General features: G+C 60.3%; 21 protein-coding genes and 1 pseudogene. 8 read left to right on the top strand and 14 right to left on the bottom strand.

What is annotated here, in order from left to right; genetic code table 11:
- The first annotated feature begins 60 nt into the window (after positions 1–60).
- Positions 61–474: a hypothetical protein gene (locus CJZ78_RS08545; protein ID WP_143592885.1), complete on the top strand. Its 414-nt coding sequence runs from the start codon at positions 61–63 to the stop codon at positions 472–474.
- Positions 475–759: 285 nt separating this feature from the next.
- Entirely contained in the window at positions 760–1,296 is a 537-nt protein-coding gene (locus CJZ78_RS13750; protein ID WP_143592884.1) for a hypothetical protein, read from the top strand.
- Between the two features lie 186 nt (positions 1,297–1,482).
- Here CJZ78_RS13750 and CJZ78_RS14815 read toward each other — a convergent pair.
- Positions 1,483–2,450 (bottom strand): annotated as a pseudogene (locus CJZ78_RS14815) (integron integrase).
- A 212-nt stretch (positions 2,451–2,662) separates the two neighbouring features.
- Between CJZ78_RS14815 and CJZ78_RS08535 the strand changes: the two are divergent.
- From CJZ78_RS08535 to CJZ78_RS08525, 3 genes are all read left to right on the top strand, one after another.
- On the top strand, positions 2,663–3,058 hold the full coding sequence (locus CJZ78_RS08535; protein WP_094560644.1) for a hypothetical protein: 396 nt from the start codon (positions 2,663–2,665) through the stop codon (positions 3,056–3,058).
- Between the two features lie 60 nt (positions 3,059–3,118).
- Positions 3,119–3,289: a hypothetical protein gene (locus CJZ78_RS14060; RefSeq protein WP_158217063.1), complete on the top strand. Its 171-nt coding sequence runs from the start codon at positions 3,119–3,121 to the stop codon at positions 3,287–3,289.
- 553 nt (positions 3,290–3,842) lie between these two features.
- The gene (locus CJZ78_RS08525; protein WP_094560640.1) at positions 3,843–4,505 is read left to right on the top strand and encodes a hypothetical protein; all 663 of its coding nucleotides are present in this window, start codon (positions 3,843–3,845) and stop codon (positions 4,503–4,505) included.
- Between the two features lie 3 nt (positions 4,506–4,508).
- Here the strand turns inward: CJZ78_RS08525 and CJZ78_RS08520 are convergent, their stop codons facing one another.
- Complete coding sequence (locus CJZ78_RS08520; protein ID WP_094560638.1) at positions 4,509–4,727, bottom strand: hypothetical protein; 219 nt, start codon at positions 4,725–4,727, stop codon at positions 4,509–4,511.
- A gap of 90 nt (positions 4,728–4,817) precedes the next feature.
- On the opposite strand from CJZ78_RS08520, the gene CJZ78_RS08515 reads away from it, so the two are divergent.
- Positions 4,818–5,975 carry a DUF3293 domain-containing protein gene (locus CJZ78_RS08515; RefSeq protein WP_094560636.1) on the top strand — a complete coding sequence of 386 codons (1,158 nt, stop codon included), beginning with the start codon at positions 4,818–4,820 and terminating at the stop codon, positions 5,973–5,975.
- A 21-nt stretch (positions 5,976–5,996) separates the two neighbouring features.
- Here CJZ78_RS08515 and CJZ78_RS08510 read toward each other — a convergent pair whose 3' ends face one another.
- Genes CJZ78_RS08510 through CJZ78_RS08495 form a run of 4 tightly spaced genes read right to left on the bottom strand, consistent with a single transcriptional unit; the run spans position 5,997 to position 8,827 of the window.
- On the bottom strand, positions 5,997–6,224 hold the full coding sequence (locus tag CJZ78_RS08510; RefSeq protein ID WP_094560634.1) for a hypothetical protein: 228 nt from the start codon (positions 6,222–6,224) through the stop codon (positions 5,997–5,999).
- A gap of 9 nt (positions 6,225–6,233) precedes the next feature.
- Positions 6,234–7,373 (bottom strand): ThiF family adenylyltransferase, encoded by a 1,140-nt coding sequence (locus CJZ78_RS08505; RefSeq protein WP_094560632.1) that lies wholly within the window; start codon positions 7,371–7,373, stop codon positions 6,234–6,236.
- Positions 7,363–8,172 (bottom strand): Mov34/MPN/PAD-1 family protein, encoded by an 810-nt coding sequence (locus tag CJZ78_RS08500; RefSeq protein WP_094560630.1) that lies wholly within the window; start codon positions 8,170–8,172, stop codon positions 7,363–7,365. Before CJZ78_RS08500 ends, CJZ78_RS08505 begins: the two co-directional genes overlap by 11 nt.
- A 10-nt stretch (positions 8,173–8,182) precedes the next feature.
- A complete protein-coding gene (locus CJZ78_RS08495) occupies positions 8,183–8,827 on the bottom strand; it encodes a hypothetical protein (protein WP_094560628.1) in 645 nt (214 codons plus the stop codon).
- Between the two features lie 161 nt (positions 8,828–8,988).
- On the opposite strand from CJZ78_RS08495, the gene CJZ78_RS14195 reads away from it, so the two are divergent.
- A complete protein-coding gene (locus CJZ78_RS14195) occupies positions 8,989–9,162 on the top strand; it encodes a hypothetical protein (protein ID WP_198953869.1) in 174 nt (57 codons plus the stop codon).
- 4 nt (positions 9,163–9,166) lie between these two features.
- Here the strand turns inward: CJZ78_RS14195 and CJZ78_RS08490 are convergent, their stop codons facing one another.
- The 3 genes from CJZ78_RS08490 to CJZ78_RS08480 form a co-directional block, all read right to left on the bottom strand.
- The gene (locus CJZ78_RS08490) at positions 9,167–10,654 is read right to left on the bottom strand and encodes an HIRAN domain-containing protein (RefSeq protein ID WP_143592881.1); all 1,488 of its coding nucleotides are present in this window, start codon (positions 10,652–10,654) and stop codon (positions 9,167–9,169) included.
- A 198-nt stretch (positions 10,655–10,852) separates the two neighbouring features.
- Positions 10,853–13,573, bottom strand: a complete 2,721-nt coding sequence (locus tag CJZ78_RS08485; protein WP_094560624.1) for an AAA family ATPase — start codon at positions 13,571–13,573, stop codon at positions 10,853–10,855.
- Between the two features lie 54 nt (positions 13,574–13,627).
- Positions 13,628–14,812 (bottom strand): DNA repair exonuclease, encoded by a 1,185-nt coding sequence (locus tag CJZ78_RS08480; RefSeq protein WP_094560622.1) that lies wholly within the window; start codon positions 14,810–14,812, stop codon positions 13,628–13,630.
- 181 nt (positions 14,813–14,993) lie between these two features.
- Between CJZ78_RS08480 and CJZ78_RS13735 the strand changes: the two genes are divergently transcribed.
- On the top strand, positions 14,994–16,088 hold the full coding sequence (locus tag CJZ78_RS13735) for a hypothetical protein (RefSeq protein WP_143592880.1): 1,095 nt from the start codon (positions 14,994–14,996) through the stop codon (positions 16,086–16,088).
- 385 nt (positions 16,089–16,473) lie between these two features.
- Here CJZ78_RS13735 and CJZ78_RS08475 read toward each other — a convergent pair whose 3' ends face one another.
- The 5 genes from CJZ78_RS08475 to CJZ78_RS08455 form a co-directional block, all read right to left on the bottom strand.
- Positions 16,474–17,745 carry a VWA-like domain-containing protein gene (locus CJZ78_RS08475; protein ID WP_233128609.1) on the bottom strand — a complete coding sequence of 424 codons (1,272 nt, stop codon included), beginning with the start codon at positions 17,743–17,745 and terminating at the stop codon, positions 16,474–16,476.
- Positions 17,742–18,698, bottom strand: coding sequence for an AAA family ATPase (locus tag CJZ78_RS08470; protein ID WP_255373968.1), 957 nt, complete (start codon positions 18,696–18,698; stop codon positions 17,742–17,744). Before CJZ78_RS08470 ends, CJZ78_RS08475 begins: the two co-directional genes overlap by 4 nt.
- 176 nt (positions 18,699–18,874) lie before the next feature.
- On the bottom strand, positions 18,875–22,390 hold the full coding sequence (locus CJZ78_RS08465) for a hypothetical protein (RefSeq protein WP_094560618.1): 3,516 nt from the start codon (positions 22,388–22,390) through the stop codon (positions 18,875–18,877).
- A 51-nt stretch (positions 22,391–22,441) separates the two neighbouring features.
- Positions 22,442–24,472, bottom strand: a complete 2,031-nt coding sequence (ligA, locus tag CJZ78_RS08460) for an NAD-dependent DNA ligase LigA (RefSeq protein ID WP_094560616.1) — start codon at positions 24,470–24,472, stop codon at positions 22,442–22,444.
- 42 nt (positions 24,473–24,514) lie between these two features.
- Entirely contained in the window at positions 24,515–25,270 is a 756-nt protein-coding gene (locus CJZ78_RS08455; RefSeq protein WP_094560614.1) for a hypothetical protein, read from the bottom strand.
- Between the last annotated feature and the right edge of the window lie 2 nt (positions 25,271–25,272).

Below are 25,272 nucleotides of genomic sequence, written 5' to 3'. Positions count from 1 at the left end.
TTATTAACCGCAGTTCTATTACATTCTTGATCAATGACGGGAAAGCAGACTGGTCGGTATTTGCGTTACAAGCTTGCCTTCGATCGCCTAGATGAAGCATTGGAAGATGGTTGGCTACTGGAGGCAATCTCTCTAGAAGAGAGCATCATCACAGATCGGTTACTGTCAATTATCGCATCGACAGAGCAGGCCGTTTCGAGCAAGCAGAGTCTTGGCAATCTTATCGCTCAGGCCAAGAAGTTAATGACTGGAAGTGGGTCGATAGTAGATGGTGATCTCTTCCACGAACTAGATCAATGGCGAGATGCTCGGAATGAGTGCGTACACGCCTTCTGCAAGTTGGACGACCACGCTTATGCGGATAACTCAGCAGAGATATTCAGCGAGAAGATGTGGGAGACAGCAAAGAAGGGACGAGAACTCGTTGACTTGGTCAAACACCTCTCACGCGAGGCCAAGACTGGCCCTCGTTAAGCGGGAATTGCTTCTCTCATGACGAGGAGCCTCTTGCTTCGTTTGCCTAACGCCAGCGATAACCTGCCCGTAGGGGCTGTGGCTCAATCTATTCGTCACGTGCATATTCCTTAGGGTGCGGTGCAGGTGCATTGCGTCGTTAGGCAGTTGTGCTAATCTGCTCTTGATTCTACACTGCAAATGCAAACACACTTAAGACTCCGCAACGGCTGCCGCAAGTCAATTACCAGCTGGTACGCTCTTACATGGGATTCTCTCAATAAGTGGAGAGATGAAATACCCGAGATGATTAGCGATCTAGAGAATGCAATTTCCAATGGAGACCAAGATAAGATACTAGAGGCATCAGAATCGATACTTGAGGTTGAAGAAATAAGGGATTCTGTGGACTCAAAACTCACTCATTGGGAGATTGAGTATGCAGATATAAATGTCCAGCCTTTGCCCGAGGATCAATTCGAGAAATCCCTGCACGAGATTGCATTTACAGGCATTGGGTTCCCGTTCAAATCTAGAGAACACGAATACGGAATTACCTATGAAGTAGACGAAAAAGAGCTGTTTGCCGAAGAGGTAAAAGGTAAGATATGCATACTCTTCTGCACATATAACAATAGATGCTCTTATGAGTTTCTTCTTGAAACATCCGAGCCATTCGACCCCAAGCGCTTAGCGTACCATATCGAAGATAACCAGTCTTGGTATAATGGCTACATGACCTACGAAGGAGTAGATATCACCCAGGACTGGACAGGATCAGGGGATGAATGCGACGGTGTTCAAGCTGTCTATGTAAATGGTTCTCTGGTTACGCCTGATTGAACACACGCTTGCAGTTTGGCCTACCAGACTGTATTTGTATCTTGCTTAACGCCAATTAGAAAGTCCTCGTAAGGCGCCTGAAACCTCCTCTGGGGACCGATATCGCTTCCTGTGCCCTCCGCTGACTCATTCAGCGGAGGGCTTTCCCTTGCAGGCTGGATGTTCTGCGGACGTGCAGAACATGCCTCAGAGCAGATCCGCAGGGCTGGTCACGCCAGCTGGTCCCCGGTTGAGCACATGCGTGTAGATCATCGTGGTCTTCACGTCACTGTGGCCGAGCAGCTCCTGGATCGTACGGATGTCAGATCCCCGCTCCAAGAGATGTGTGGCAAAGCAATGGCGGAAGGTATGGCAACTTGCTGGCTTGCTGATCCCAGCAGCGCGTACAGCGGCATGCACCGCTCGCTGGATCACCGATGGATCCAGGTGGTGACGCCCCTGTTCATCGGTGTTGCGATTCTGCCAGCGCGTGACCTGTGGGAACACCCACTGCCAGATCCACTCACGTGAGGCTGATGTGTATTTCCGCTCCAGTGCGCCAGGCAGCGGCACCTGTCCCCAACCGGCGGCCAGATCAACCCGATGCAGCCGCCGCACTTCCTGTAGATGAATCTGGAGCGGCTGCATGAGCTTCTGGGGGAACACCGTGACCCGGTCCTTGTTTCCCTTGCCCCCGCGGATGGTCAGCTGATGTCCCGCAAAGTCCAGATCCTGCACTCGCAGGCGTAGGGCTTCCATCAGCCGTAGGCCATCCCATACATCAAGCCACAGACCAGTGCGGCTGGCCCCTCCAGCTGCTGCAGCACCGCGCGCACCTCCATCACACTCAGCACAACCGGTAGCCGCTTGGGCCGTCGCGCTCTTACGACCTCATCAAGTTCGTCGGGGTCGATCTCCAGAACACGCTTGTAGAGAAATAGGAGTGCTGCTAAGGCCTGGTTCTGCGTCGATGCTCTCACCTGTTCGTTTACTGCGAGGTGCGTGAGGAAGGCATTGATCTCCAGGCTGCCCATCTCCCTCGGGTGCCGCAGCTGGTGAAACCGCAGGAAGCGCCGCAGCCAGCGTTCGTAGGTTTCGATGGTCCGCCGGGCGTAGTGACGCGATGCCAGGGCTTCCCGATAAACCGTGATACGGGAACGGGGTTGTGTCTCCATAGAGGTTGACGTGCTGTCGACAGCATTCCCCCCGACTCCACCATCTGTCCTTCGCAGGAGATGGGATCTGGTTTGCGGTTTCAACAGTCAGTGTGGGCTGGTCTCACTTCTATGGCCAACCGGCCTGCTCCCATGAACCTCAAGACCATGCTCCACGCCGAAGCTGCTGGACTGTTGGTCGGCAACTGCGTCGTCAAACACCAGAGCAGCTGATGAAGACCTGGCAGAAGCTGCTCCTTACCTTGGTCGCCTCGGCCGGCTTCTCCATCCTGGCCGGGGGGGTCTGGTTCATCTGGCTGCTTCTCACCTCCCCGTCTGAGCCGGAAGGCTTCGGGCAGGACCATCAGGAGCAGTGGGCGGTGACCTCCTGCTGGCGCGACATTCGCGACGGCAGCATCGCTGGTACGCAGCAGTGCAGCGAGTACGCCCAGGCCCATCTCGACTTCTTCACAGAACAGCTCGCAGCGGATGCGGGCACCACCACCTGCAACCTCAGCCGATCCCATCTGGCTTATGTCCGCACGAGCAGCCCCGATGCCAAGGCTCTGCTGGCGCAGCTGAAGGAGGAGGTGCGCTCCGATTGCTCCCATCCCGGTGTCTCCCGATGAAACGCCTGATCCCCCCTGCTGCTTGTGGTCTATGGAGCCTCGCTGTCAGTGATGTTTGGCGTGGCGCTCATCCCGGATTACGCCGCACTGATTGATGCTGTCGAGCAGCGCGATCAGCAGGCCGAACTGCGCCACCGCATCAACGTCTTCGCTGAGGGCACCTGGTTCCTGCTGGCCAACCTGATCGCGATCAGTGGCATCGCCATGGCAGCCCGGCGGCCTGAACCCTGATGGGCTGCATGTTGCCGCTGCTGGCAATTCCAGCCGGAATCAGCGCCTTGGCGATCGGGCTGTTTCTGGCCTCGGCGATTCCTGATCCCAACAGTCCCGTGAACGCGGCCAATGCGGCGCGCCTCAAACCGGGCATGACCTACGACCAGGTCGTGGCCATCGTTGGCGATCCAGCCCCGCCTTCCTTTGATGGCGACGATCAGGCCAGGTTCTGCCGCCATGGCACCGACACCTGCAGCTGGGCGCCATGCCCGCTATGCGACAACCGCCTGTTCCTAACCTTTGAGCGCGGCGTGTTGGTGGCCAAGCGCTCAGAAGGCCTCTTAATCCTACACAGAACTCCTCAACGCGTCGTTGTTCGCACGGCTGTTGAAGAGTTCTGCGTCCACGGCTCTTACCTTCAGTGCAGGAGTTCGCTCCGTTCATCCCGAGCACCGGCGCCAATCCTCCAGTGGATTGCCGGTCACCAACCTGCCGTCCGTTCCTGCTGGGCAAGGTGGTCAATCCTGGAACCCCGAGGGGTTGATGAGCAGGAACGCTATCCCGATGAATCATGTCTTCCTCCGGTGTTCGCTGCAGCAGCCACCTCTCGCGTCATCTCGCCGCCCTGCGGCAGCAGCGTGACCTCAAGCCCGGCCAGCTGGCTGCTCGTCTTGGCGCCAGCAACCTCTCCAAGGTCGGCAGCCTGATCCGTGCCTTTGAGCTGGGAGAGCCGATCAGCGATCACTGGCTCGAGAAGCTGATTGCTGAGCTGCAGCCTGATCCAGCGGAGCTGCGCCTCTGCCTCGCGCTGGATCAGGCCGAGGCACTGGAGCAGCTCGAGCGTGAGCGCGTTGCCTGGGAGGCCTGGGCGGATGAACCGATCGACCCCTTCCTCACCATCCGCTACATGCCGGCGGTGTACGGCGTGAGGGAGATCCCCAAAGCGTTCTGCACCCCCCGTGAGAGTGCAGAAGACCAAGAGTGGGCCAGGGATCGAGCAGAAGGCTGGGCGGCCGCTGAGCTCAAGCGCCTCCGTGCCAAAGGTTTTTTGAGCTGGAGCCGTCGCGAGCGCACCTGGTTTGATCAGTACGGCGTCAATCCCGGTCGACGCCAGGTCACCTTTGAGGGACGAATGACAGGTGCCTGGATGCAGGTGAGCGGCAGCCAGCAGAGGTTTCTGCTCGGCAGCAATGGCGAAGTGATCACCCGCAGCCATGGGCTGGATCACCCCTGAAGCTCAACTGGAGCGGAGCCGCGACAGCCTGGAACGACGCAGCAACGGATCCGGCAGGGAATCGGCATGCACCATCACCACACCGGCCCACTGCTGGCGCATCGCCTGCAGCTCGGGGTCCAGCCTGAACGAGCTCAGAAACAACAGCGCGTTGTATTGATCGAGCCAATAGCCATCTGCCGCCCTGACGGTCTGCGGTGCCGCCACAAAGGCGGCTGGCACGATCAGGGCCAGCAGGAGCTGCCGCCAGCGGCCAATCCTCAGTACAAACCCTCAACCAAGGCATGATCAGCTTGGCTGACTCTGACCGGAATGCTGGAGCGCAGCGCTGAGATCGACGACCTCGCCGGACGGATCTTCCTGGCGGAGCACTTCTGCAGTCGCACCATCCAGGCACCGGAGCCCGGTGAACCTGTTGGGGAGGTGCGCATCTGGATGGAGCTCAACGACTTTGACCAGGCCCCCCTTGCCCACACGGCCGGGACTCAGGTTGTGCTGCGCAGCGCTCTGCAGGGGGTGTCTCCCGATCGCTGTGTTGCAGAGGTGGCCATGGCCACACCTGAATGGCATTGGTTGGAGGGGACAGCGCCGATGCACCAGGCCCTGGCTGCGCTGGCACAGCGGCAGTGGTTGCTGGTCCACTCCGGCTCAACCCTGGTCGGAATCCTCACGCGCCATGACCTCGCCAGCCCCGTGGTGAGTGCCTATCTTCTGGCGCGATTGCTGGGCCTCGAGCAGGGCCTGCGGCGCCTGTACGGATCCTTCAGTCATCAGCCGCTGTCTGATGCACCGGGCCTGCCCGGTGAGCCCGGCGGCTGGTCGCTGGCCACGTTGTTGAACCATGTGGCCCCACTCACAACTCTGCGCGAGGCCCTCGGTTTCGAGAGCCGGAAATCCTTTGATCGAGCGACGGGCGGCCTGGTGACCTTGCGCAACCACCTAGCCCATGGCCGCAGCATCCTCACGCTCTCCAGTCATCCCGCCGAAGCGGTGGAGCGCATCGACGGATTGGAGCAGCTCATGGGCAGAGTCCGCCGCTTGCTCGACGACCGTGAGCATGTCTGGGACGCCTTCTCTGCCACAGAGATCGTTGGCCTGGACGATCCCGGGCAGGCCTGGGCTGGAACAGGGGCGGCGGCACTGCCTCTGCCGGCACCCGTGCATGTGATCACAGCCCAGAACCCCCATGAGCGTGTTCTGGAGGCCGACGTCAACAGGGAGCGCCATCGCCTGCTGCATCGCTACCTGCAAATGCGCGCTCCGGATGCCCAATCGATCGAGGTGCTTGGCCGATCCTGCAGTGGCCCCTGGGCGGAAGCCAGTTGGGCCATCAGCGGCTTGCAACTCGCAGAGGCGCTGGTGATCGCACAGCGCTTTGAGCAGCGAGCCATCTTTGAGCTCACCGAAGCCGACGTGCTCGTGATCGGGGTGGACGGCACCGAGCGGCGTCGCATTGCACGTCGCCGGTGATTGGTCCGGGCTCAGGTTTGCTTATCTGCTGAGCCAGGCCCGCAGGCTGCTCACCACCCAGAACCCAAGGGTGATGGCGATCCACTCACGGAAAACCACCACAAACCAGATCAGCCCCGCCAGCACCACCAGTGCTCCGAGTCCCTTGGCAACGGTGAGCAGGTCGTCTCGGCTCAGTTCAGTGGAGTCGCAGGACTGGGCCGCTGAGCGGCGGGTGCGGATGAATTCCCCTTTCTCGTTGAACGGCATGGCAGCTCCTCAGCAGGCCCGTCGGCAGGTCGGGCAGTTCTGCCCGTAGCCCACCTGGATCGAGGTGGTCACCTGCAGCGGGTGCGAGAAGATCCCGGCCGCTTCGCCGCCCAGGCGATCGTCGTTGCTGTTGCACACCAGCGTGTACTGACTGAGCTTGCCCAGCAGCCGCGGCACATGGCGGGGGTTATGGCGGTTCAGAAGGTCGATCGCCAGCTTCAGGCCCACCTGCACCACGTAGGCGATGTCGATGGCGAGGCCGGGTTGAAAGTCGAGCTGCTGCAGCTCGCTTTCATTGCTGTAGAAGCGGCGCTGCGGTTCAGGACGCCGGGAGAGTGATCCGATCAGCCCCTCAAACGCACAGCCGTAACAGGGCATCGGTGCATCGGGATGCCAATAGAACAGCTCGCCCGCGAAAGCCCGCTCCCATAGGCCGATCGAGAGAAAAGCAAGTTGCAGCTGGGCTGCCAGCTGGGCTGCATAGCGATCGGCCCGGCGGCTGTCGGCGGCCGCTAACAGCAGGGATGGCAGCCGTTGGCCATGCGTGTCCTGGGCGGTGGCGAATGCTGCCACCACAGCAGGATCCAATCGCTCCAGGGTGGTGGTGTGCACCTGCACATCGGCACGCGGGTTGATCAGCCGGATCCGGTCCGCCACCGCGCGGGCCTTGCTGCGGCCTAGATCAGCCAAGCCGCACTGGTGGCGGCAGAGGTTCTCGATCGAGAGGAGGTCGTCATCGATCAGCAGAAAACGCCCCACACCGCTGCGGGCCAGATCCAGCGCCGCCAGGCTCCCCACCGAGCCGCAACCACAGACGATCACGCCGCATTGCGCCATCGCGGCGGTCTCCAGCAGGCCGGCATGGCGGGAGAACAGATCGTTCTCCAGTCCATAGGGCTTGGCGATGCACGGCTGCCCGCCGGCGGTGAACTGCCAACCCTGCTCGGTGTGGATCGCGTGCAGGGGCGGGATCCCTGAACCCGCGCTCAGGTTCCGGCATTCCCGCAGATCGGTGGGATCGGTTCCCAGCACTACATAGTGACCCGTCTCTGCCTGGAAGTAGCCGTGCAGATCCGGATCGACACCGTCGGCAGAGAGATCGGCCGGAAACCAGGCGATGGCCGGGGTTTCGGAGCGCTTACTGGTCATGGCCGCAGCGCTCCAGAACGCATGTCGTGATCAAGCCGTCGTGCGTGCCGCGCACTTCCCAGAGCTGCCTGCGAGGTCCTGCGCGCTCCAGCAGGGCCACCTGCAGCACATCCCCGCATGCCCGCAGGCCGTAGCGCCATTGCTGCAGTTGATCGAGTTGCGCCAGCACCCGATCCACCTCAGCCACCAGCGGCCCTCGAAGCGGCAGTGCCGTCCGTGCTCGGCAGGCAAACAGATCCTGAAGCTCACAGGCCAGGACCGATGCGCCCAACTGCTCGGGATCAAGGTCTGAGGTATCGAGCTGTTGGCGCAGCTCGCCATCAAGCAGAGCATCGCCGATCCAGACCGGCAGCCGCTGGTAACGGAGATCCCTTGGGACGTGATACGCGGTGAGGCGGAACTGGGGATCGAGATTCACCAGGCACGACAGCGCGCCATGGCTGCTCTGCCTGGCAAAGCGCCGGTTGGTGCTGTCGTCATCAGCCGAAAACCGATCGAAGCTGCCGGGGTGGCGGTGCCACAGGCCGACGAGCTGCAGGGGCAGGCGGTACTGGCGCGCCAGCTTGGCGGCCAGGTGATTCACGTAGCCCCGGTCGTAGCTGAAGCTGGTGGCGGTGCTCTCGGCCGCAGGGCCCGGATCGATCGCCTCGAGCACCTGCCAGCGGTTCTGGTGGAAGCGCCCCAGCAGGATGCCGCCCGTTTCGTTGGGGTGGTGCTCCAGGGTTTCGGCGCAGATGGCCGCATGGGCCCGGCGGGAGAACAGCACCTCCACGGGCACGGCAATGGCGGGTGAAGTCATGGGAGCGCCCTCAGATCCGGTGACCGGCGAACTGGGCCGTGCTCAGCTCCCCGAGCATCCAGAGCTCAAAGGCAGCGATCCATTTGGCCGCCCAGGCCAGGGCGCTGGCGGCGGTGCTGCAGTGATCGCGGCCATGGCGGAACGATTCAGCTGCCACCGTGCAGAGGCTCAACTCGCCGCTGGCTTCATGGCGCAGGGTGTGGGGGATCGGCTCATCCAGCTGCTCGGCGAGGGCATTGAGATCGGGCTCGATCGGGAAGACGCTGATCGATCCGCCGTAGTCATCGCCATGGGGATGGTCATGGTCGTAGACGAGCTGCAGGTGCCAGATCCGCTGGCTGTCGGGGATGCCGCTGGCCAGTGACCCCAGCCAGGACATGCGCCCATCGGGCAGACGATCGGGCCGGAATTGGGGGAAGAAGTGGTTCATCGCCGCCAGCTCGGCCTGAAACAGCTCCGGGTCGCGCTCGTACCAGTAGAGGGAGGGTGCGGCGAGCTTGCCCTCGGGCACGGTGATCGCCACCTCGCTGTCCCCGCGCTCACTGAGGGAGCGGATCTCGCCCTGCTGGGTGACCATCACGCTCTCGCCGCGCAGCAACTGGGCGGCGAGCTGTTTGCGCCGGTCAGAGGCGGCGTCCTGAGTGGCGGTGGTCATGGCGTGTGTGCTGGCTGGCAACAGCCTCGCCTGACTGTCTGCGGCATGGCCGCTCTCTCCTGCGAAGCACGACCATGACGTCCGGCGGCTGGTGATTCGCACAACCTCACCAACAGCGATCAATGGGCCATGGGATGGTGAGTTCATCCGCTCCAATCGTGATGACCCGCGTAGAGATCGAATGGCAGGACCAATTCGGTCGCTGGCAGCACTTCCAGACCAAACACAACGAGGCCGACGCATTTCGCACTGCGCAGAGCCGGGCTCGCAGCACCGGCAAGCGGCATCGCTTGGTGGATGAGGATGGCCGGCTATTGGATGTCCTTGAGCCCTGAAGATTCAGTGATTTGGGTTGTAAAGGTGCTTGCCGCAGTGGCCAATCACCACCTGCCCCAGCTCCTCATCCCAGCAGAAGTGGATCCGCAGAGTTCGATTTTCTGAATCCTTGGCCCCGATCTTGAGGTGCTGCCACATCTCGACGGCCTTGCTCCCATAGGAGAAGGTGCGAGCACGCTTAGCTTGCGGATTGCTCTCAATCGTCTGGGATTCCCTGGGGGCATAGCTGCTGCCGCCAAACACCTGCCCCGCAATTCGGTCGGGAGCCCCAGTCAGCTTCTGCTCGCGATAGCCAGTGGCCAGCAGCCAGAGAAGCTCAAACAGTTGGTCGCTGTGTTCAAAGCCCTTCACCTGATCGGCTGCAGCCCAGGCACTGTCGAGCACCAGCAAGTTGCCAGGGCAGAGCTCCTCACTCACCAGCTCGAGGCATTGACGCGGCTTGAGACGCGCACTGCCGGCAACACCGCGCAGGCTGTTGAGCAGGCGGTTGGTGACCTCCTGTTCGGTGACTTCCTCATCCGTGCTGCTCCACGGGGTGTAGCTCAATTCAGTGACCACCCCTGCAGGGCCTGCCTGCTCGAGAAACTCGAGGTCCAGCCGCAGCGTGGCCAGCTCGTTGCTGCCCTGCTCCAATTGGTCCGCCAGGGCTTTGTTTTCGGCGAGGGCTAGCTGCAGCTCCTGCTCTTTGAGGTCCAGCTGCTGACTGAGCTCGCCCTCAACAGACTGGGCCAGTTCGATGGCTTGCTCACCTTGTTCCTGGGCTTTCTCGGCTCGCTGTTCCCAGGCCCTTTTGTTAAAATCAAACTCCCTTCTGAGGCGTCGCTCCTCTGCCCGGCTGGTCTCCAGTCGCGTGTTGATGTCCTCCTGCTTCTCCTCAAGCTCCTTGAGGCGTTCTTGTCGTTCCCGGATGCGGGTGGTCTCACTGGGCGCCCCGAAAAGTGAACGGATCAGCTGCTCCACCTGCTCCGGGTTGTCGGGCGCCTTGCCGGTGCTGTCGGTGAGGCTGAGATACCAGGGATAGTGGCGGCCGTCCTGGGCGGGGTAGTAGCTGTAGCCGCACTTGCTCACGTCGTAGCTGGCGCCTAACAGCTCTTGCAGTTCGCGAAAGGCCGTTTCGGTGCAACTGATCACCAGCCGTAGTTTGTCGGCTCCGGTGGTGCGGTCGAAATCCCATGCAAAGGCGCTGCTCACGCCCAGTTCCCGGAGGCGCCGGCTGGCTTTGGGGATCGGGATCGAGATCTGCAGCCGGAAGGCATCCCGTTGTGATGTGGTGCTGAGACCGGTCACCACTGCGTCAAGCCCCTGGGCCACCTCCGGCACTTCGGCAACGATCAGGGGTGCCATGTCCTTGGGGATGTAGCCGATCCACTCTCCTTTCCAAAACACCTTCACGGCATTGGGATCCCACTCATTGGTGGGCTCGTGAATCAGGGTGAGGGGATCGCCAATGGCGATGCCGAGCCCCATCTTTTGGGCAGCATCGTCCAGCAAGTACGCCAGAAAGGTCTGAAGAATTTCGCCGCTGCTCTGTTGCGAGCGCTTGCGACGTGCCGCTTGGCGCTCGGAAGTGCCTGCTTGATCCAGGTGCTGCAGGCGCCGAAAGAGGCTGTCTTTGGGCGCCATTGCACAGTCGACTTTCCCTACAGCTTAGGTAGCTACTTAGCCTTTTTTTGCAGGCAATCCCATCGGTTACAGGGCAAGGTTGATATGGCTTGCCCTCTCAATTCCCTGGCTCCTCTCCGGATCACAGGTAAGCAGGATCACCTGCAGTCCCTGGTCAGCGGCTTGTTGCAGCATCTGATAAATACCCGCCTGTCGCTCAGGGTCAGAGTTAGCGAAGGCGTCGTCAAACAGCACGGGTAAGGTGCCGTCGTAGGCCTCCGCCAGCACTTCTGCCATGGTGACCCGCAGGGCAGCGGCGAACTGTTCGCGAGCGCCGGTACTGAGCACATCAAAGCCAAAGGCCGCTTCGTTGCCGCGGCGCCACTGCAGTTCCTGGAAGCCGTTTCTAGCGTCGTAGCTGAGGCTGGTCTGCGGGGCCTCGGGGAACACCTGGGCGAGATAACGGCCGATCCGCTCAGTGAGCGGTGCGGTGTATTGCGTGGCCATTGCGTTCTGCTCCTCCTCCAACAGACGCCGCAGCAGCGTCAGCATCCCCGCCTCCTTCTCCAGCCGTTCCTGCTCCTCCAGGCGTGACTCCAGCTCGGCCTGCTTCTGCTCGAGCTCAGCTTGGAGATCAACCTTTCCATCGCCGTGCAGACGGCTTTCGGCACGGATGCGTGCTTCTGTCGCTTCCCGCTCTTGGCTCTCAAGCGTGCTGATCTCTTTATCAAGCTCTGCAGCCCTGGCTTTGAGGCTTTCAGCGCCCAGCTCCGCCAGCTCGCTCTCCAGCCCCTCCAGCTTGCTCTGGAGTTCCCTGCAGCGTTCGCGGGCCTGAGCGAGTGCGACCGTCAGAGCCTCAAGAGAGCCGTGTCGCTCCTGCAGGGCATGAATGCGCGTGCTCGCTTCCAGTGACTGGTTCTCACGCTCACGCAGGCCGGCTTCCGCCGTTGCAATCAGCTTGGTCTGGGCATCTAGGTCAGCACTGGATTGCTTCACCAGCGCCTGGTGCTGCTGTTCCGTCTTGGTGGCCCCATCGCGTTGCTGGCGAGCCTCGCTCAGCTGCTGCTCCAAGGCACGCAGACGGCTCTCAAGGGCTTCCCCTTGCAGAGCTGCATCGGCAGCGTCGAGCGCAACCTGAGCATCCGCTCCCTGAATCAACGCATTCAGCCGGAGGCGCAGGGCTTCCGGATCGGCTCCGCCGTGTTGTTCGATCAGGCGCTGCTGCTCCGCCAGTAGATCACTGCGCCGCCGCTCGGCCGTGGCAGCTTCGTCCACCGTCGTCAGCTGCCACCGATGGAGTTCTGCCTGGAACTTGCCCTCCGCTTCTGCGAGCACGGTTGCTGCTTCCGCAGCATTGGAGCCATCCCCAGGTGTGAGCCGCAGCTCCACATCGTCTCCCACCTGCACTGTCGCCGGCTCCGACAACAGCTGACGGCTTCCTGCGGCCAGCTCAAGTCCATCCACCCGCACAGGGCGTCCGGCACGGATCACCTCGATGCCGGCTGAGAGTGCTTCCGCGCGAACCCGGGCATCGCGCCTTGCCGTCTCAAGCCGGCGCAGCGTCTCCACATCCGCTGCAGTTAGCGCAGGCAGGAGGGCGATTTCTGCCTGGAGTTCATCGCAACGGGCTTGATTGGTGGCCAGCGCAGCCAGTTGCTGCTCCAGCCGCTGTTGTTCCTGCAGTTGGCCCAGGCCTTTCTGCAGGGTTTCGATCGCCGTGGCCTCGCGGATGGTCTTGGCCACAGTTTGTTGCTGGACTTCCAGCTGCTCCTGGGCATGTACGCGGGCAGTCTCCAGCTCAGACAGGCGATGCTTGAGCGCCTCAAGCGCCTCCTGATCCGGGGCCTTGGCGGCCTCCAGAGTGGACACTTGCTTTTGGAGCTCCTCCAGCTGCGTGCGGTCTTTGTCGAGGTCGTCGCGTTCCTTCTGGGCCGCCTGCAACTGAGGCTTCTCCGCGGCGATCGCCGCCTCCAGCTCCTGGCTGCGTTTCAGCTTCTGGTCCAGTTCCCCGCGCTGCACCTGGAGAGGCGGCAGCGCCTGGCACACGCGCTGCAGCTGGGCTACCGCCTCCTGAAAGGCTTGCTCTGCTGCCGCTTGTTGGTCGATCTGATCACCGATGGCCTCCAGATCGTCCTGGGCGTCGATCGCCGCCTTACGCGCGTTGTACAGAGGGGAGCCCGTCTTCACCTGCGGGGCCCGGTTAGCACCTCCGGGGGTGTACACGGTGGCCCAACGGGTCTGGATGTCGTCCAGCACGGCCAAATCCAATGGCGACTGCACGCCCAGATCTGCGCCAGCCTGGAGGCGTTCCACCAGGCGATCGTGGTCATAGCTAGCAGCGTTAAGACCAAGCGGATTGCTGCTGGCTGATCCCTGCCACACCCACAGATGGCCCCAGCGCTCCTTGAGCTGATCAGCGGCACCACGGTTGCGGGCCACGGCAGCGGTGCCGATCAGTTCTGATAGCCGCTCCTCAGCGTCTTCCCCCTGCAGGCTGCGGCCAGCGCTGTCGCGCAAGCTGGCACTACCCCGCGCGCCCGCGAACCGCTTGCGCAGCTCCCAGCGTTCACCGGCCGCCTCAAAGCTGATCTCCACTTCCGGTTCAGCCAGAAACGGATCCGACTGCATGCCCTTCAGCAGTTCGCCGCCGGTCTTCACCGGCAGGAACAGGGCCCGGTGCAGCGCCTCAGCCAGGGTGCTCTTGCCGGATTGATTGGGCCCGGCGATCACCGTGAAGCGTGGATCGAAGCTGATGGGCAGGTCGCGATGCCGGCGGTAATCACGAACGCGAGCAGAGAGGAGGCGCATAGCGGAGAGCTGGGGGGTCGTGGAATCAGGAGGTGCGTTGGTTTTGGGGTTCGCTCAGTTGCTGACACAGGCGCGGTGCAGTTCTCGCAGGGCCATCCGGGCCAGCTCGCCTTCCTCTTCTCCCAGCTCCAGCTGCTGCTGCAGCCGCTGGGCCACACGAGCTACCAGCGGATCACCGGCTCGCTCGGTGAGGAGGCGCAGTTCAGCACCATCCGGGGCGACGCTGGTGCGATCGCGCAGCTTGAGGCGCAGCAGCCGGGCCTCGAAGCGCTGCAGCAGATCCTGCAGGCGTGACGCAGCGGCGAGGCTGAGGCTGCCGTCCAGCTCAAGAAGCAGCAGATCCTCCTGACTGCGGGGACCGATCAGATCGCGGAGGATCTGCTCAAGGCGATCCAGGTCAGCGTCGCTGTTGAAGCGGTGCTGGAGCTGATGCCAGCCAATCGCACCGGTGCGGATGTCGAACACTTCAGGCTGCAGACCGCGGTTTGCGTCGACCACCAGCACCTGGCCAGAGCGGTAATCGGTCGCCCGCGGGAAGCGGTCCATCTCATGGCAGCCGGAGTACCAGGCCCGGCTGCTGACCTGCTTGAGGCCATGCCAGTCGCCAAGGGCGACGTAGTCGATCTCGCCTGGCGGCAGCGCCGAGAGGTCAATCCGGTTGGTAGGGACCGGTGGGTTTTCGTCGTCCGTGTCGCCGGTGTCCTCACCGCCAAAGCCATGCACTGATCCATGGGCCAGAACGATCCTGGGCTGGTCGCTCCAGGGCGAGAAGTCGAGCTGGCGCAGCCAGGCGGTGGGATCCACCGGCTCGGCTTTGCGCAGCAGCGGACAGGGCAACACCACGCCCCCAGGAAGGCCAAGGCGGGCGAGCTCGAACGGCTGGCGCTCGAGGAACACTGTGAGGTTGGGGGCCAATTGCTGCACTTCCTTAAGGAAGTAGCTCTCCTGCCAACAGCTGCCGGCCCCGCCGTGGTCGTGGTTGCCCGGGATGACCAGCACAGGCAGCCCCACCGCACCAATAGCGCTGCAGGCAGCGGAGACGTCTGCCTTGGTTGGCTGATGGGTATCAAACAAATCCCCGGCGACGGCAATAAAGGCGGCACCCTGTTGCTGCGCCACCACACCAAGCCGGCCGATGGCACTGAGCCGTTCACGGCGCAGCTGGGCACGTTTATCGGGGTCTGTGACGCGGGCATAGGGCTTGCCCAGCTGCCAGTCGGCGGTGTGGAGGAAGCGCATGGGGATCGGCGAACTGTTACGACCACTGTCACATCAGAATCCACCATCAGAACAGGCGCTCATGCGAACGACGCCCCGATCCTTGAATTATGCGGACTTTGCATAGGGTTGCCACAAGGTGATTGGCTACTTGCTCAAGGCAATACGGCATTATTGAGAGAAGTGTTCCTACTCAAGACTTGTGCCCAACAGAAAGGCAGACATTGCTTCGATCAACAAAGCCATTCTCAAGGATCCCGCAGGGGCATCGAAGAACGAGCTTGTTGGGTTGCTGGAGCTAGAAGACCCAGATTTAAAGTTTTTGTGCCCACTTGCAAGGGCCATCTACTTTGCAGAAACGGGAAGACCTACTAAAGCCTCTAGCGCACAAGCATTGGCAACGATTTGGTGCATTGACGACAGCTTTGCGAGTGATACATCGTGGACTGGTGCGCAGGCGCATGTTCGGGAGAATGTACGTCACGAAATTGAGGTCAAGCTCGACGGCAAAGTGATCACCTTGGGCTTCAGCGCATCAACTGAGATGACCCACTACACAGACTTCTGGTCAGAATATGTGAGATCAGCATCTGCAGATGAATGGAAGTCAGCGAAAGGGGGATCTTATCCAGAATTTCTTGAGGACATTTTCTCTCTTCTGGACCAAGAGTCTGCCAAGGGCGGGCCTCAGGGATACCCAACGGATAGTGGTGAGTTCATCGGCACATCATCCTATAAACTTGTCAGCATTGGTGGACTACCTGTAAATGGGCCAACGTTTCATGACAGCTATCACGAGCAAAGATGGGACGGCCTCTCCGATGAGTTTGGCGAGCAATACAATGAAGATGATGATGACGAGCCTGGCGGTTTCTCCTGGCTCAATTGCTTAAGCAAAAGTCAAGCCGAGAAGTTGGGATTAGCAGCCTCTGGTGATGAGGCTATCGGGCCAGACAGTGGATATCCCGAATGGGCTTCTCGCAATCTCCTAGAGGAGAATGCAACAGTGACATGGGTTAGCACAGATATGATCTATAGCAGCTATAGCGAAGGCAAGTTGCAGGTGGACCATTCCGAATGCGCTTATATCGCTGTTGGGTGTGGGTGCGACTGGGATCCATCAAGCAATCCGGATGAGCAGGAAGAGCTAGATGAAAGTCTAGAACTTCCTGAGTACCCTGAAGATGCGGCCCCGCTATTTAAGCTTGAGGTTCGACGAGGATCAAGTGAATGCCCAAAGGGGCTGAGCCAACTGCTGCCCTACTTTAAATTATTCCATGCCGAGCTGAATTCCTAGCAAGAAGCAAGAGAACACATCATGATTTGGGTATGCCAGGCTAACTTGTCGGTGATCTAGGCTCGTTCAAGTATTGGATTGATCCTGATGATTCGCGTAGCAGTCACTCAAGCAGCGTCGTCAATGGCTACGGGCAAACGACTTGCTGCATTGTCTAGCAGCTGGACTGAGGTGAGCATCGATAATCTGGTTTCCCGGGTTAATGAACTTAATCGAGCATGAGAGTATCGAGGAGCGCCTTCCCGCCTGCCCTAATCACTTTTAAGATGGTCATCTAAAATGATTACAGGCTCGGCCAAGCGCAACAACTTATTGACAGTTTAAATCTAAATTAAAGCTCTTCGCGGTAGTGTCAAAATTCGGATGTCTATAGTCAACGACCAAGTCACCTAAGCCGCACAACCTCGCCCCAGGGGAACTTATTGCTCTCCAGGCCCCCAGGGACTACCACCCAGAGCATCGGTAGCTCCGACTCCTGCCTAGGAAAATCACCGTAGCCATCCGTGAGGTAAACGCAGACCGCCTGCTTTTCGCGACTCCAGGCTTTCTCAACTTGTTTAGAAAATGGCCTGAAATCAGTGCCACCCCCGCCTTCCGGAGCCGGCAGATCACTATCCTCTATTAGCTCATAGGGGCCATAGCAGCAGGCATCCGCGTACCACAACCAACAGCGCAACATGGGGTATGCCGACAGGATGCCCCTTAATTCAGCCAGAAAAAGGCTGAGCTCCTCCTGGCCAACCGATCCGCTGGTGTCTATACAGCAGAACACCTCCACGCTCTCGCCTTCAAGGTGGTCGAGATAAAGCCCCTGATGAATGAAGCGCCGGTCAAAGCCCGTGTAGTCGTTGGGGGTGTGCACCAGATAGCGCCATAACTGACTACGCCAGTCCAGCTGCGGATCGGCTATCTCATCGAGATGGCGGCTCAGGCCACTGGGAAGATCACCCTTGCTCTGATTACGGGCCAGCACCTTCGCCTGCTGGATCGCTTGCTTCCAGTGAGCCTCCAGTTCTTGCCGATCCGCCGGTTCCAACCATGAATGGATTTCGGGCGTAGAGACATGGTTGCGGTTGAGAGTGTCCGCTGATTCGTCCTTCTCCGTATTGCCATTCGTCTCACGCTCGCTCTGCGTATTTGGTGTTGTAGTGCCTCCAGAAGTCTGGGTCGAATCAAGCGGAGCAGTCAGTAGATCAGCCAGCGGCAGCTGCGGCCGCAGCTGCTTGCGGCGCTTCTGGAGCAACTCATAAATTTCCTCCACACTGTGATGCTCCAGGCTTTGATCACGGATGGCATGAGCAGGAAGCTGAAGCGATTTCTCCGCAGCAACCATGCCATTGACGACTAGGTCTGCAGCGATGTTGAAGAGCTCCTGCTCACGGACGCCACGCCGCAGAGGATGCAGCAACGCCGCATGCAGAAGCTCATGCAGAAATACCGCATCGCGTTGCTTGGCAGGCAATGCCGCGTAGGTCTGAGGATGGAACCACAGCGTGCGGCCATCAGTAGCTGCTAGAGGCACCAACTCACTGAAGCGCACCTCAGCAAACATTGCCAAGGCCGCGAAGAAAGGTGCATGCATTCTCAGTCGCAGTCGCGTGGCGCTGATCAGACTCTCCAGCTCAGGGCCGGACGAGCTGTAGGCGGCGGCAGTCACAGGCTGAGAAGCTCGCGGTATTCCTTCAGGAAGGCCTGCAGATCAGGCTCATGAGCCACCATTTTGGCCAGTACACCGAGCTGATTGCTACGGCGCATCTGTGCGACCAAGTCACTGGCGAACAGCTGAACCCATTCAGCTGTCGCATTGGCTACGAGCCACTGGAATGCCGCAAGGCCCTGCACAGCAGTCATCGCCCGCATCGTCAGGCCAATTGTTGTGGCCCAGCGCCCGGACGGTTCATCAGGAAATCTGAGGCGTGATCCCTTGCCCGCAAGGATCTTGTCGAGATCGGGTAATTTCCCGTACACCTTGAGATAGGCCCTGAACTCCGAGGCCGCCGCCTCACCGACGGCTGGGTCCACCGCCAAGCCGGCCTGATGCAGACAGCTGGCCATCTCCCAGCTACGCGGCGATGGCCAGGCCGGTTCCTTGGGGTTGAGTTTGTGAAGCAGGGTGGGCCGGAAAGCCAGGAAGGCAAGTACCTGTTCATGCAGGCGTCGCTCCAGCGCATAGGCCTTGAAGCTGTTGAAATCAACACCAACGCTGAGGTGCAGGAAGCGATTAGCCAGAGGGGAGGGCATCTCAAACACCGAGGCGCGATCCTCTTTGCGATTGCCCGCCGCCCAGATGAACCAGCCCTCCGGCACCCGGTAACTGCCTACCTGACGATCCAGGATCAGCTGTTGGGCCACCCCTTGCATTGCCGGTGGGGCCATGTTGAGCTCATCGAGAAACAGGATTCCTTGCCCTGAGCGCGGCAAAAACTCCGGCGGAAACCAGGTGGAGGTGCCGAGGCTTTCGCCATCCACCGGCGGCACGGCCACAGGTAAGCCTCTTAGGTCTGTTGGTGCCAGCTGGCTGAGGCGCACATCGATGAACTGCTGCCCTGCGGCTTGTGCCACCTGAGCCACGATGCTGGATTTTCCGATGCCTGGCGGCCCCCAGATCATCGTGCTGATCGTGATGTTGCTGTTCACAAGATGATCAAGGTAACGGATCAACTGGGAGGGTTTGAGAGTCATGGGTTACGCGACAATGACAATGCAGGTGTCAGTGATGCTCAGCTCCTCATGGACCTGGTAAAAACATGTCCTGGCACAGCCTGCTCGGACCCTGTTAAAGCCATTCATGACGTTGTCTCACTACAACGCTTGATTGCTACCTGCACGACATGCTGATTGGCATCTTGTAAGAGGACCTTGAGCTGACGGGGCGGAGTGGCAGGGTGTGAAGCCACGGCGTGGCGTTCACGCCAGTCGAGGCTTGTGGCACAGCGGCGGAGCAACGGCAGCGGGCAGTAGGGGCTGCGCAGGGCCAATCGCCTGGCGCGGGAGGAGGGTTTTGTGGAGCGAAGCAGGGTCAGGGCAGCCGTCTCGTAGCTGTTGGGATCGATCTCAGCGGACAGTGCGGGGCTTGCGGCGGCCACCTCCGCCACGGTGCGGTTGTTGAAGAGGCCGTAGTTGGAAGTCTTTGCAGTGTCAGCGAGCAACTGGATCAGCAGCGGCAGGGGGCAATGGGGATGACGTGACACCATGGCTCTCAGATCTGGATCCGGATCGCTGGCGTGGTCGGCAAGCCAATCCACCGGATAGTTGGGACTCGCCACAACTGCAAGGGTGTTTCCTGAGATCTGCTCTTCCCTTAGGAATCGATGCAATGCAGTGGGGCATGCAGGGTTGCTAGCGACCGATGCGCGAACATGAATGTTTGGATCCTTGGCCAGCCCCTCCAGCACGGGTACCGGCGTACGGGGATGGGCCGCTGCAAGCTGCCGGAAAGCGTTCCGATTGCTGATCGAGTCGGCCGGGATCTGTGCCATCCAACTGAGCAGCTCGGGAGCATAGGGGCGCTCGCCGAATGGTGCTAGTCCTAATCCATATTCCATCTCAAGGCAAAAAGAGCTGAGTTCGTCTGATCTCATGGAATCAATCACCTCCTGCATCAGGGACGGTGTCCAGCAGAGGATCTCCGCCGCATGCTTCAGAATCTGTTTCCCGGCAGGACCCTTGAGGAGATTCCGGGCGGCTTCCTCCGGCAGGTTCGGATTGCGAAGCGGCGAGCGACCCTGGGCTGAGCTGAGCTTGGCTAACGGACAGCAGCGGTTCTGCAGGGCGGCCCTGCTCACAAGGGCATTCACATCTGCCGAAAGCTTCTCTAGAACGGAGGCCTGGCATGGGCGCAGCAGAGCCAATGCAAAGCGGATCTCCTCCCGTGGATCGCTCGCCAAGGCCTCCATCTGCGACTCATTGAGATCCCCGAAGCAGGCGGCCAAGAGACGTTTACTGGCGTTGCGACTGGCGATCAGTTTCTTAGTCTCCTTCGGTGAGAGGACAGCAGGCCAGAAATCCACGAGTGTCTTCAGCCATTCGTGTCGACCGCCATCAATCAAGACTTGCGTCGCCAGGTCAGCGATCTGCGTGATGAGCCAGGCACGAAGAGCTTCGGAGATATCCTCCAATCCCAAAAAATGTCCGGTGATCTTTAGTCGATTAAGCGCGTGATCCTGGCCACCGATGAAAAAATTATAGATATGGATGGCTTTGTCTAGAGCGTAGGCAAGAGCGTGCCAATCAACAACCTTATGCCACTCATCCTTGCGGTTGTCGAGCTCCTGGCCGAGATTGCGCCGCCAGTCCTGCGAGGCCCCGGGATGGAGAAGTAGCGTGAGCAAATCTATAGTGTGGAGCATACTGACATCGGCGGGGTTGTAGAAGCCCATCACGAAGAAGGCGATCTCGTGAGGCATAAGTTCTTCCCGGTCGGCCTTCTCCAGTACAGCTAAGGAGCAGCGCAGCAGCGCTGGATTGCTCTGTTGGAGATGGGACGCCGCACTGGTGGCCACTAAGTCAGCCAGTTCCCCCTGTTTCCGCTCTGGCAGCCGGCTGATCAGCTTGTCGTGCTCGGCGTCATGGCGCACCAGCTGATCGAGGGCCTGCTTGGGCACCTGACGATGCATAAGCAAGCGCAGTTGCTCACGCTCGCTGAGCTGGCTAAGGCACCAGCAGAAATACTCTCCGGGCAGGTCTCCTGCAGCCTGGATCGTGCGGTGTTGCTTGCATAACAGCGTGTCCACAAGTTCGGGCTGCTGCTCAAGCCACTCGGCAAAGCGTGGGTGACGAACGCAGGCAACAGGATCGGCGGCGGCTAGGGCTGCCAACTGTCCCATCCAGCCGCTGGGTGAGGCAGCCTCCGCGGCTACCTCCGCAGAGCGACGTGGTTGCAGGGCCGCGTGGCGGATGAATGGCAAGCCATCGCCCTGCAATTTTGCCAGCGCTGCGGCAGGAGCGAGGGGAGAGCTGGCTACCGCCAAGCGTTCTTGCCAATGCCAGCTCCAGGCCGCCGTCTGCATCAGCTCATCACTGGCCCAACCCTTCTGAATCATCCGGAGCCGCAACGTAGAAGGTTTCAGCCGCCAGCTGGCCCAGAGCGCTGCATTGAGCAGGATGCGCAGGCTGTCCAGAGGATCGGGCTCGATGGCCAGCAGGTCGAGGCAGGCAAGCAGCACATCTTTCTTTCGCTGGTCAGTCTGGAGCTGCAATCGGCCCATCTCCATCAACTGCCACACTTCACCACCCACATAGGCAGGGTTGTTTTGCACGTAGCGCTCTACTGTTTTGGCACCCCAGCCAGACCAATGCATCAACTGGCGTAAAACCGGCAATGGTGTCATCGGATTGCTAGCCAGGGGGTAAATGATCTCCTTGCTGGTTAAGTGAGAGAGCTCCTCCAAGACCTCTGCTGGTGTATGAATGCAGCTTGCAACTTCTGCCTGCGGCCCGCTGTTACGGTGTCTAGCGAGTCGTTTGTACACCTCAGCTGGCATGAGAGTGTCATGATTGATTCGAATACCACGCTCTACCAGCCTTGTTTTCGAAAGCGAGAGCAATTGGTCTGCAAGGGGCGAAGCATCAAAGAAGAGTCCACCGCGCAGCCGGCAGCCATTAAACGCCAGGCTGATTAGTTCCTCGCCCTCTGAGAATATTGGTGCTAGGGCGAGTAGCAAGTCGTCAATGAGTGGCGTCTTCAAGGCTTCTGGCAGAAGAAGCTCATGGTCTTGAAGCGAATTAAGTGATTCCTGTATTGGCTGCAGCTCATCAAGATCATTCGTCTGCCACTGCAGCGACTTCAGATCTGAGACACTGATGACATCACCTGCTTCATAAAGGGCCCGAATCAGCGAATGTGTCCGAAATGGGTGCTTCTCGATAGGTAGTAGGGCTGTATAGCTCAGCAATAACTTGCTGTAGTTGTCCTCGCCGTGGCGTTGATGCACCTCCTGCCAGAATCCTTCCACCTGCGCAAATGGAAAGAGGTGTCCTTCGTCGATATGCTCCCTTTTTCCAATCAGGCTTTTTCCACCCAGCAGGAGCAATGTCCAGATTGGATTGTTCGCCACCTCACAAGGGTGATGGGTGGTGAGCTCCCACAGGCGTTTGGTCTTCGTGTCGGGATCAGATGCCTCTACGGCCCGTTTCAAGTCGAGCGAGGGGGCAGCAGCGCTGAACGTGGCAGTCTGAAATTCCTGGCGAAGCTGTGTGACGATCTCGGTGTAGAGCTGGTTGAGCTGCCGCCGAGAGCCTTCGGCGACTAGGTCGAGAGTTTCAATGGCCTTGCGCCAGCGGGTGAGTTGATCGCGAACCATGGAGGACTCAGCTATAACGTTGGAGATTGATAAGGATTTTTCAGGGTTTCCTCAAGGCAACAACTCCAACAGTGCCGCTTCATCGAGGACAGCGACACCCAGTTGCTCTGCTTTGGTGAGCTTGCTTCCGGCGTCGCTACCCGCCACCACGTAGCTGGTTTTTTTGCTCACCGAACCACTGACCTTGCCTCCTGCGGCTTCGATCAGCTCTTGGGCCTGACCGCGCTTCATGGTTGGAAGCGTGCCTGTCAGCACAAACGTTTTGCCCGCTAAGGGTTTTGGGCTGTCCCCATCGCCCGACGCGTCGCCAGCAATTGCCTCCGGAGCCTGCAGACAGAAGCCCATCTCTTCCAACTGCTGCAGCAGAATTTGGTTGGTGCCATTGCCGAACCATTCGCTGAGGGCATCGGCGATCTCAGGCCCAATTCCATAGGTGGCCAGCAGGGCATCGGGATCTTTCAAGGCGGCATGGCTCAAGGCTGCAGCGGAAGGGAACGCTGCTGCCAGGACTTTGGCGTTTACCGGGCCGATATTGCGGATGCCAAGAGCAAACAGCAATCGATGCCAGGGTTGTTGGCGCGATGCCTCCAGGGCCTGCACCAGCTTGGCAGCGGAGCGTTTGCCCATTCCATCCAGCGAGGCCAGGGTGGCTTCTTCGAGGCGGTAGAGATCGCTCAACGTGTTGACCAGGCCGCGTTCCGCCAGCAGGGCAATGGTGCGGGTGCCCAGGCCGTCCACATCCATGGCGGCCCGGCTCACCCACTGGCGGATCGCCCCCTTCAGCTGGGCTGGGCAGGAGTTATTGATGCAGCGGGTGGCGGCTTCTTCAGCGGCCCGCACCAGTTCGGAGTTGCAAGCAGGGCAGTGATCCGGCAACTGCACGGCAACGGCTCCCGCCGGACGCAGCTCCGGCAGCACCCGAACCACTTCAGGGATGATCTCGCCGGCTTTGCGCACCACGATTGTGTCGCCTTGGCGCAGGTCGAGCTCGGCGATGCGGTCGGCGTTATGGAGCGTGGCGCGGCTCACGGTGGTGCCGGCCAGGGGCACGGCTTCGAATTCCGCCACGGGAGTGACCACTCCCGTGCGGCCCACCTGGGCCACCACCCGCAGCAAGCGGCTGGGTGCTTCTTCTGGGGCGTACTTGAAGGCCACCGCCCAGCGTGGTGCCTTGGCATTGAAGCCGGCGCGTTGCTGCAGCTCCAACGCATCAAGCTTCACCACCACGCCATCGGTGGCATAGAGAAGTCCATGGCGTTGCTGCTCCCATTCGCTCGCAAAGCTCTGCACGGCGGCCAGGTCGGCGCAGAGCCGAGCATTGGGATTCACCCGGAATCCAGCTTGCTTTAGCCATTGCAGTGACTGCCACTGGCTGGCAGGTGCCTCGGTGCCATCAGGCAAGTGCAGGGTGTAGGCGAAGAAATCCAGCCGCCGGGCGGCGACCACCTTGGAATCCAGTTGCCTGAGGGTGCCGGCGCAGGCATTGCGGGGATTGGCAAACAGGGGCTCTTCGTTGGCCTCTCGCTCCTTGTTGATCCGCGCGAAGGTGTCGTCGGGGATGAAGGCCTCCCCTCGCACTTCCACCCATTCGGGTGGGTTCTCGAACTGCAGCCGCAGCGGCACCGTTTGAATCGTGCGCACATTGGTGGTGATCTCCTCTCCCCTGGCGCCATCGCCACGAGTTGCGGCCCTTACGAGAACGCCGTTCTCGTAGCTGAGCGCCAGGGCATTGCCGTCGATCTTGAGCTCACACACCATTGGGAGATCGGTGCCTTCCTCCAGATCCAGTTCTCGCAGCAGGCGGCGATGCCAGCGCTCGATCTCCTCGTCGTTGAAGGCGTTGTCGAGGCTGAGCATCGCGATGCGGTGCTCCACCGAGGTGAAGCCATCACTGGGGGCGCCGCCTACCCGCTGGCTGGGGCTGTCGGCTGTGATCAGCTCCGGGTATTGCTCCTCCAGCTCCAGCAGTTCGCGATAGAGGCGGTCATAGACCGCGTCCTCCATCTGTGGAGCATCGAGCACGTAGTAGGCATGGGCCGCTTCATTGAGAAGCTTGCGGAGTTCAAGCAAACGTTGTGGCATGAGTTGATTTGTCAGTGTCATTTTGTCTTCTGGTTTCTTGCCTCAACAGAACCCCTGAACCTTGTCGTCGCCAACGTCCACGATCACCCCATCGCCTTCCGCCTGCCAGGCCTCGAGGTACTCCAGCGGCATAGAAAGGCTGCTTGCCATCGACTGCAGGAAGGCCTCGCTGTAGCGGAAGTCAATGGCACAATCTGCGAACTCATCGAGTGCCTTCACTAGATCCACGGGCTGGATGCCAGGCAGATCCATCTCCTTCAGGATCTGGGCCCAGGCTTCCTGTTCCGCCGGCTCCATGCTGTTGTACTCGCGTCCATCCATTTCTTCGCCCTTGCCGTAGGCCCACCAGAGATTGCCCTGCTCCTTGAGCTTGTTGATTAGGGCAGTCGGGCAATGGGCCCCAGCCAGTAGGGCTTCCTTAGAGCGCATTCGCAGGTCCAGCACCAGCAGTTCAGCGCCTTCGGACTCTTCCAACTTGAGGCTGATCGGCTCTATCACGATCTGTGCATCGAGATTCCAGCGGAAGATCTGCGGCCGTTGCGTGATCGTGTCCATACGCATCAGAGACTGGTGCAGAACACCGCCGAGTGTGGATTCGGCTGGTTCAACACTCAGTAAGTTGGTGACGGCATTGCCAAGCTCAGGGTGTTGGTAAAGCAGGTTGGCCGCCGCCAAGTCCGACTGGAGCTCCTGCAGGGTGGAATAGCCCAAGTAGGTGGCTACGGCCTTGCAACCCCCAGCCGGCAGAGCCAACACCACAGGCCGATAGTGCACAAACAGTCCAATTGTGTTGGTCATCG

The organism is Synechococcus sp. 8F6 (genome assembly GCF_002252665.1).
Taxonomy (GTDB): domain Bacteria; phylum Cyanobacteriota; class Cyanobacteriia; order PCC-6307; family Cyanobiaceae; genus Cyanobium_A.
Note: the sequence above shows the minus strand (reverse complement) of the source record. Positions and strands in the feature narration are given on the sequence as shown.

Bases quoted from the DNA above. Each gene is read 5' to 3' on its own strand.
- CJZ78_RS13750 (WP_143592884.1), top strand. From the start codon at position 760: ATGATTAGCGATCTAGAGAATGCAATTTCCAATGGAGACCAAGATAAG.
- CJZ78_RS08535 (WP_094560644.1), top strand. From the start codon at position 2,663: ATGAAGACCTGGCAGAAGCTGCTCCTTACCTTGGTCGCCTCGGCCGGC.
- CJZ78_RS08525 (WP_094560640.1), top strand. From the start codon at position 3,843: ATGTCTTCCTCCGGTGTTCGCTGCAGCAGCCACCTCTCGCGTCATCTC.
- CJZ78_RS08515 (WP_094560636.1), top strand. From the start codon at position 4,818: ATGCTGGAGCGCAGCGCTGAGATCGACGACCTCGCCGGACGGATCTTC.
- CJZ78_RS08510 (WP_094560634.1), bottom strand. From the start codon at position 6,224: ATGCCGTTCAACGAGAAAGGGGAATTCATCCGCACCCGCCGCTCAGCG.
- CJZ78_RS08505 (WP_094560632.1), bottom strand. From the start codon at position 7,373: ATGACCAGTAAGCGCTCCGAAACCCCGGCCATCGCCTGGTTTCCGGCC.
- CJZ78_RS08500 (WP_094560630.1), bottom strand. From the start codon at position 8,172: ATGACTTCACCCGCCATTGCCGTGCCCGTGGAGGTGCTGTTCTCCCGC.
- CJZ78_RS08495 (WP_094560628.1), bottom strand. From the start codon at position 8,827: ATGACCACCGCCACTCAGGACGCCGCCTCTGACCGGCGCAAACAGCTC.
- CJZ78_RS14195 (WP_198953869.1), top strand. From the start codon at position 8,989: ATGACCCGCGTAGAGATCGAATGGCAGGACCAATTCGGTCGCTGGCAG.
- CJZ78_RS08485 (WP_094560624.1), bottom strand. From the start codon at position 13,573: ATGCGCCTCCTCTCTGCTCGCGTTCGTGATTACCGCCGGCATCGCGAC.
- CJZ78_RS08480 (WP_094560622.1), bottom strand. From the start codon at position 14,812: ATGCGCTTCCTCCACACCGCCGACTGGCAGCTGGGCAAGCCCTATGCC.
- CJZ78_RS08470 (WP_255373968.1), bottom strand. From the start codon at position 18,698: ATGATCTGGGGGCCGCCAGGCATCGGAAAATCCAGCATCGTGGCTCAG.
- CJZ78_RS08465 (WP_094560618.1), bottom strand. From the start codon at position 22,390: ATGGTTCGCGATCAACTCACCCGCTGGCGCAAGGCCATTGAAACTCTC.
- ligA (WP_094560616.1), bottom strand. From the start codon at position 24,472: ATGCCACAACGTTTGCTTGAACTCCGCAAGCTTCTCAATGAAGCGGCC.
- CJZ78_RS08455 (WP_094560614.1), bottom strand. From the start codon at position 25,270: ATGACCAACACAATTGGACTGTTTGTGCACTATCGGCCTGTGGTGTTG.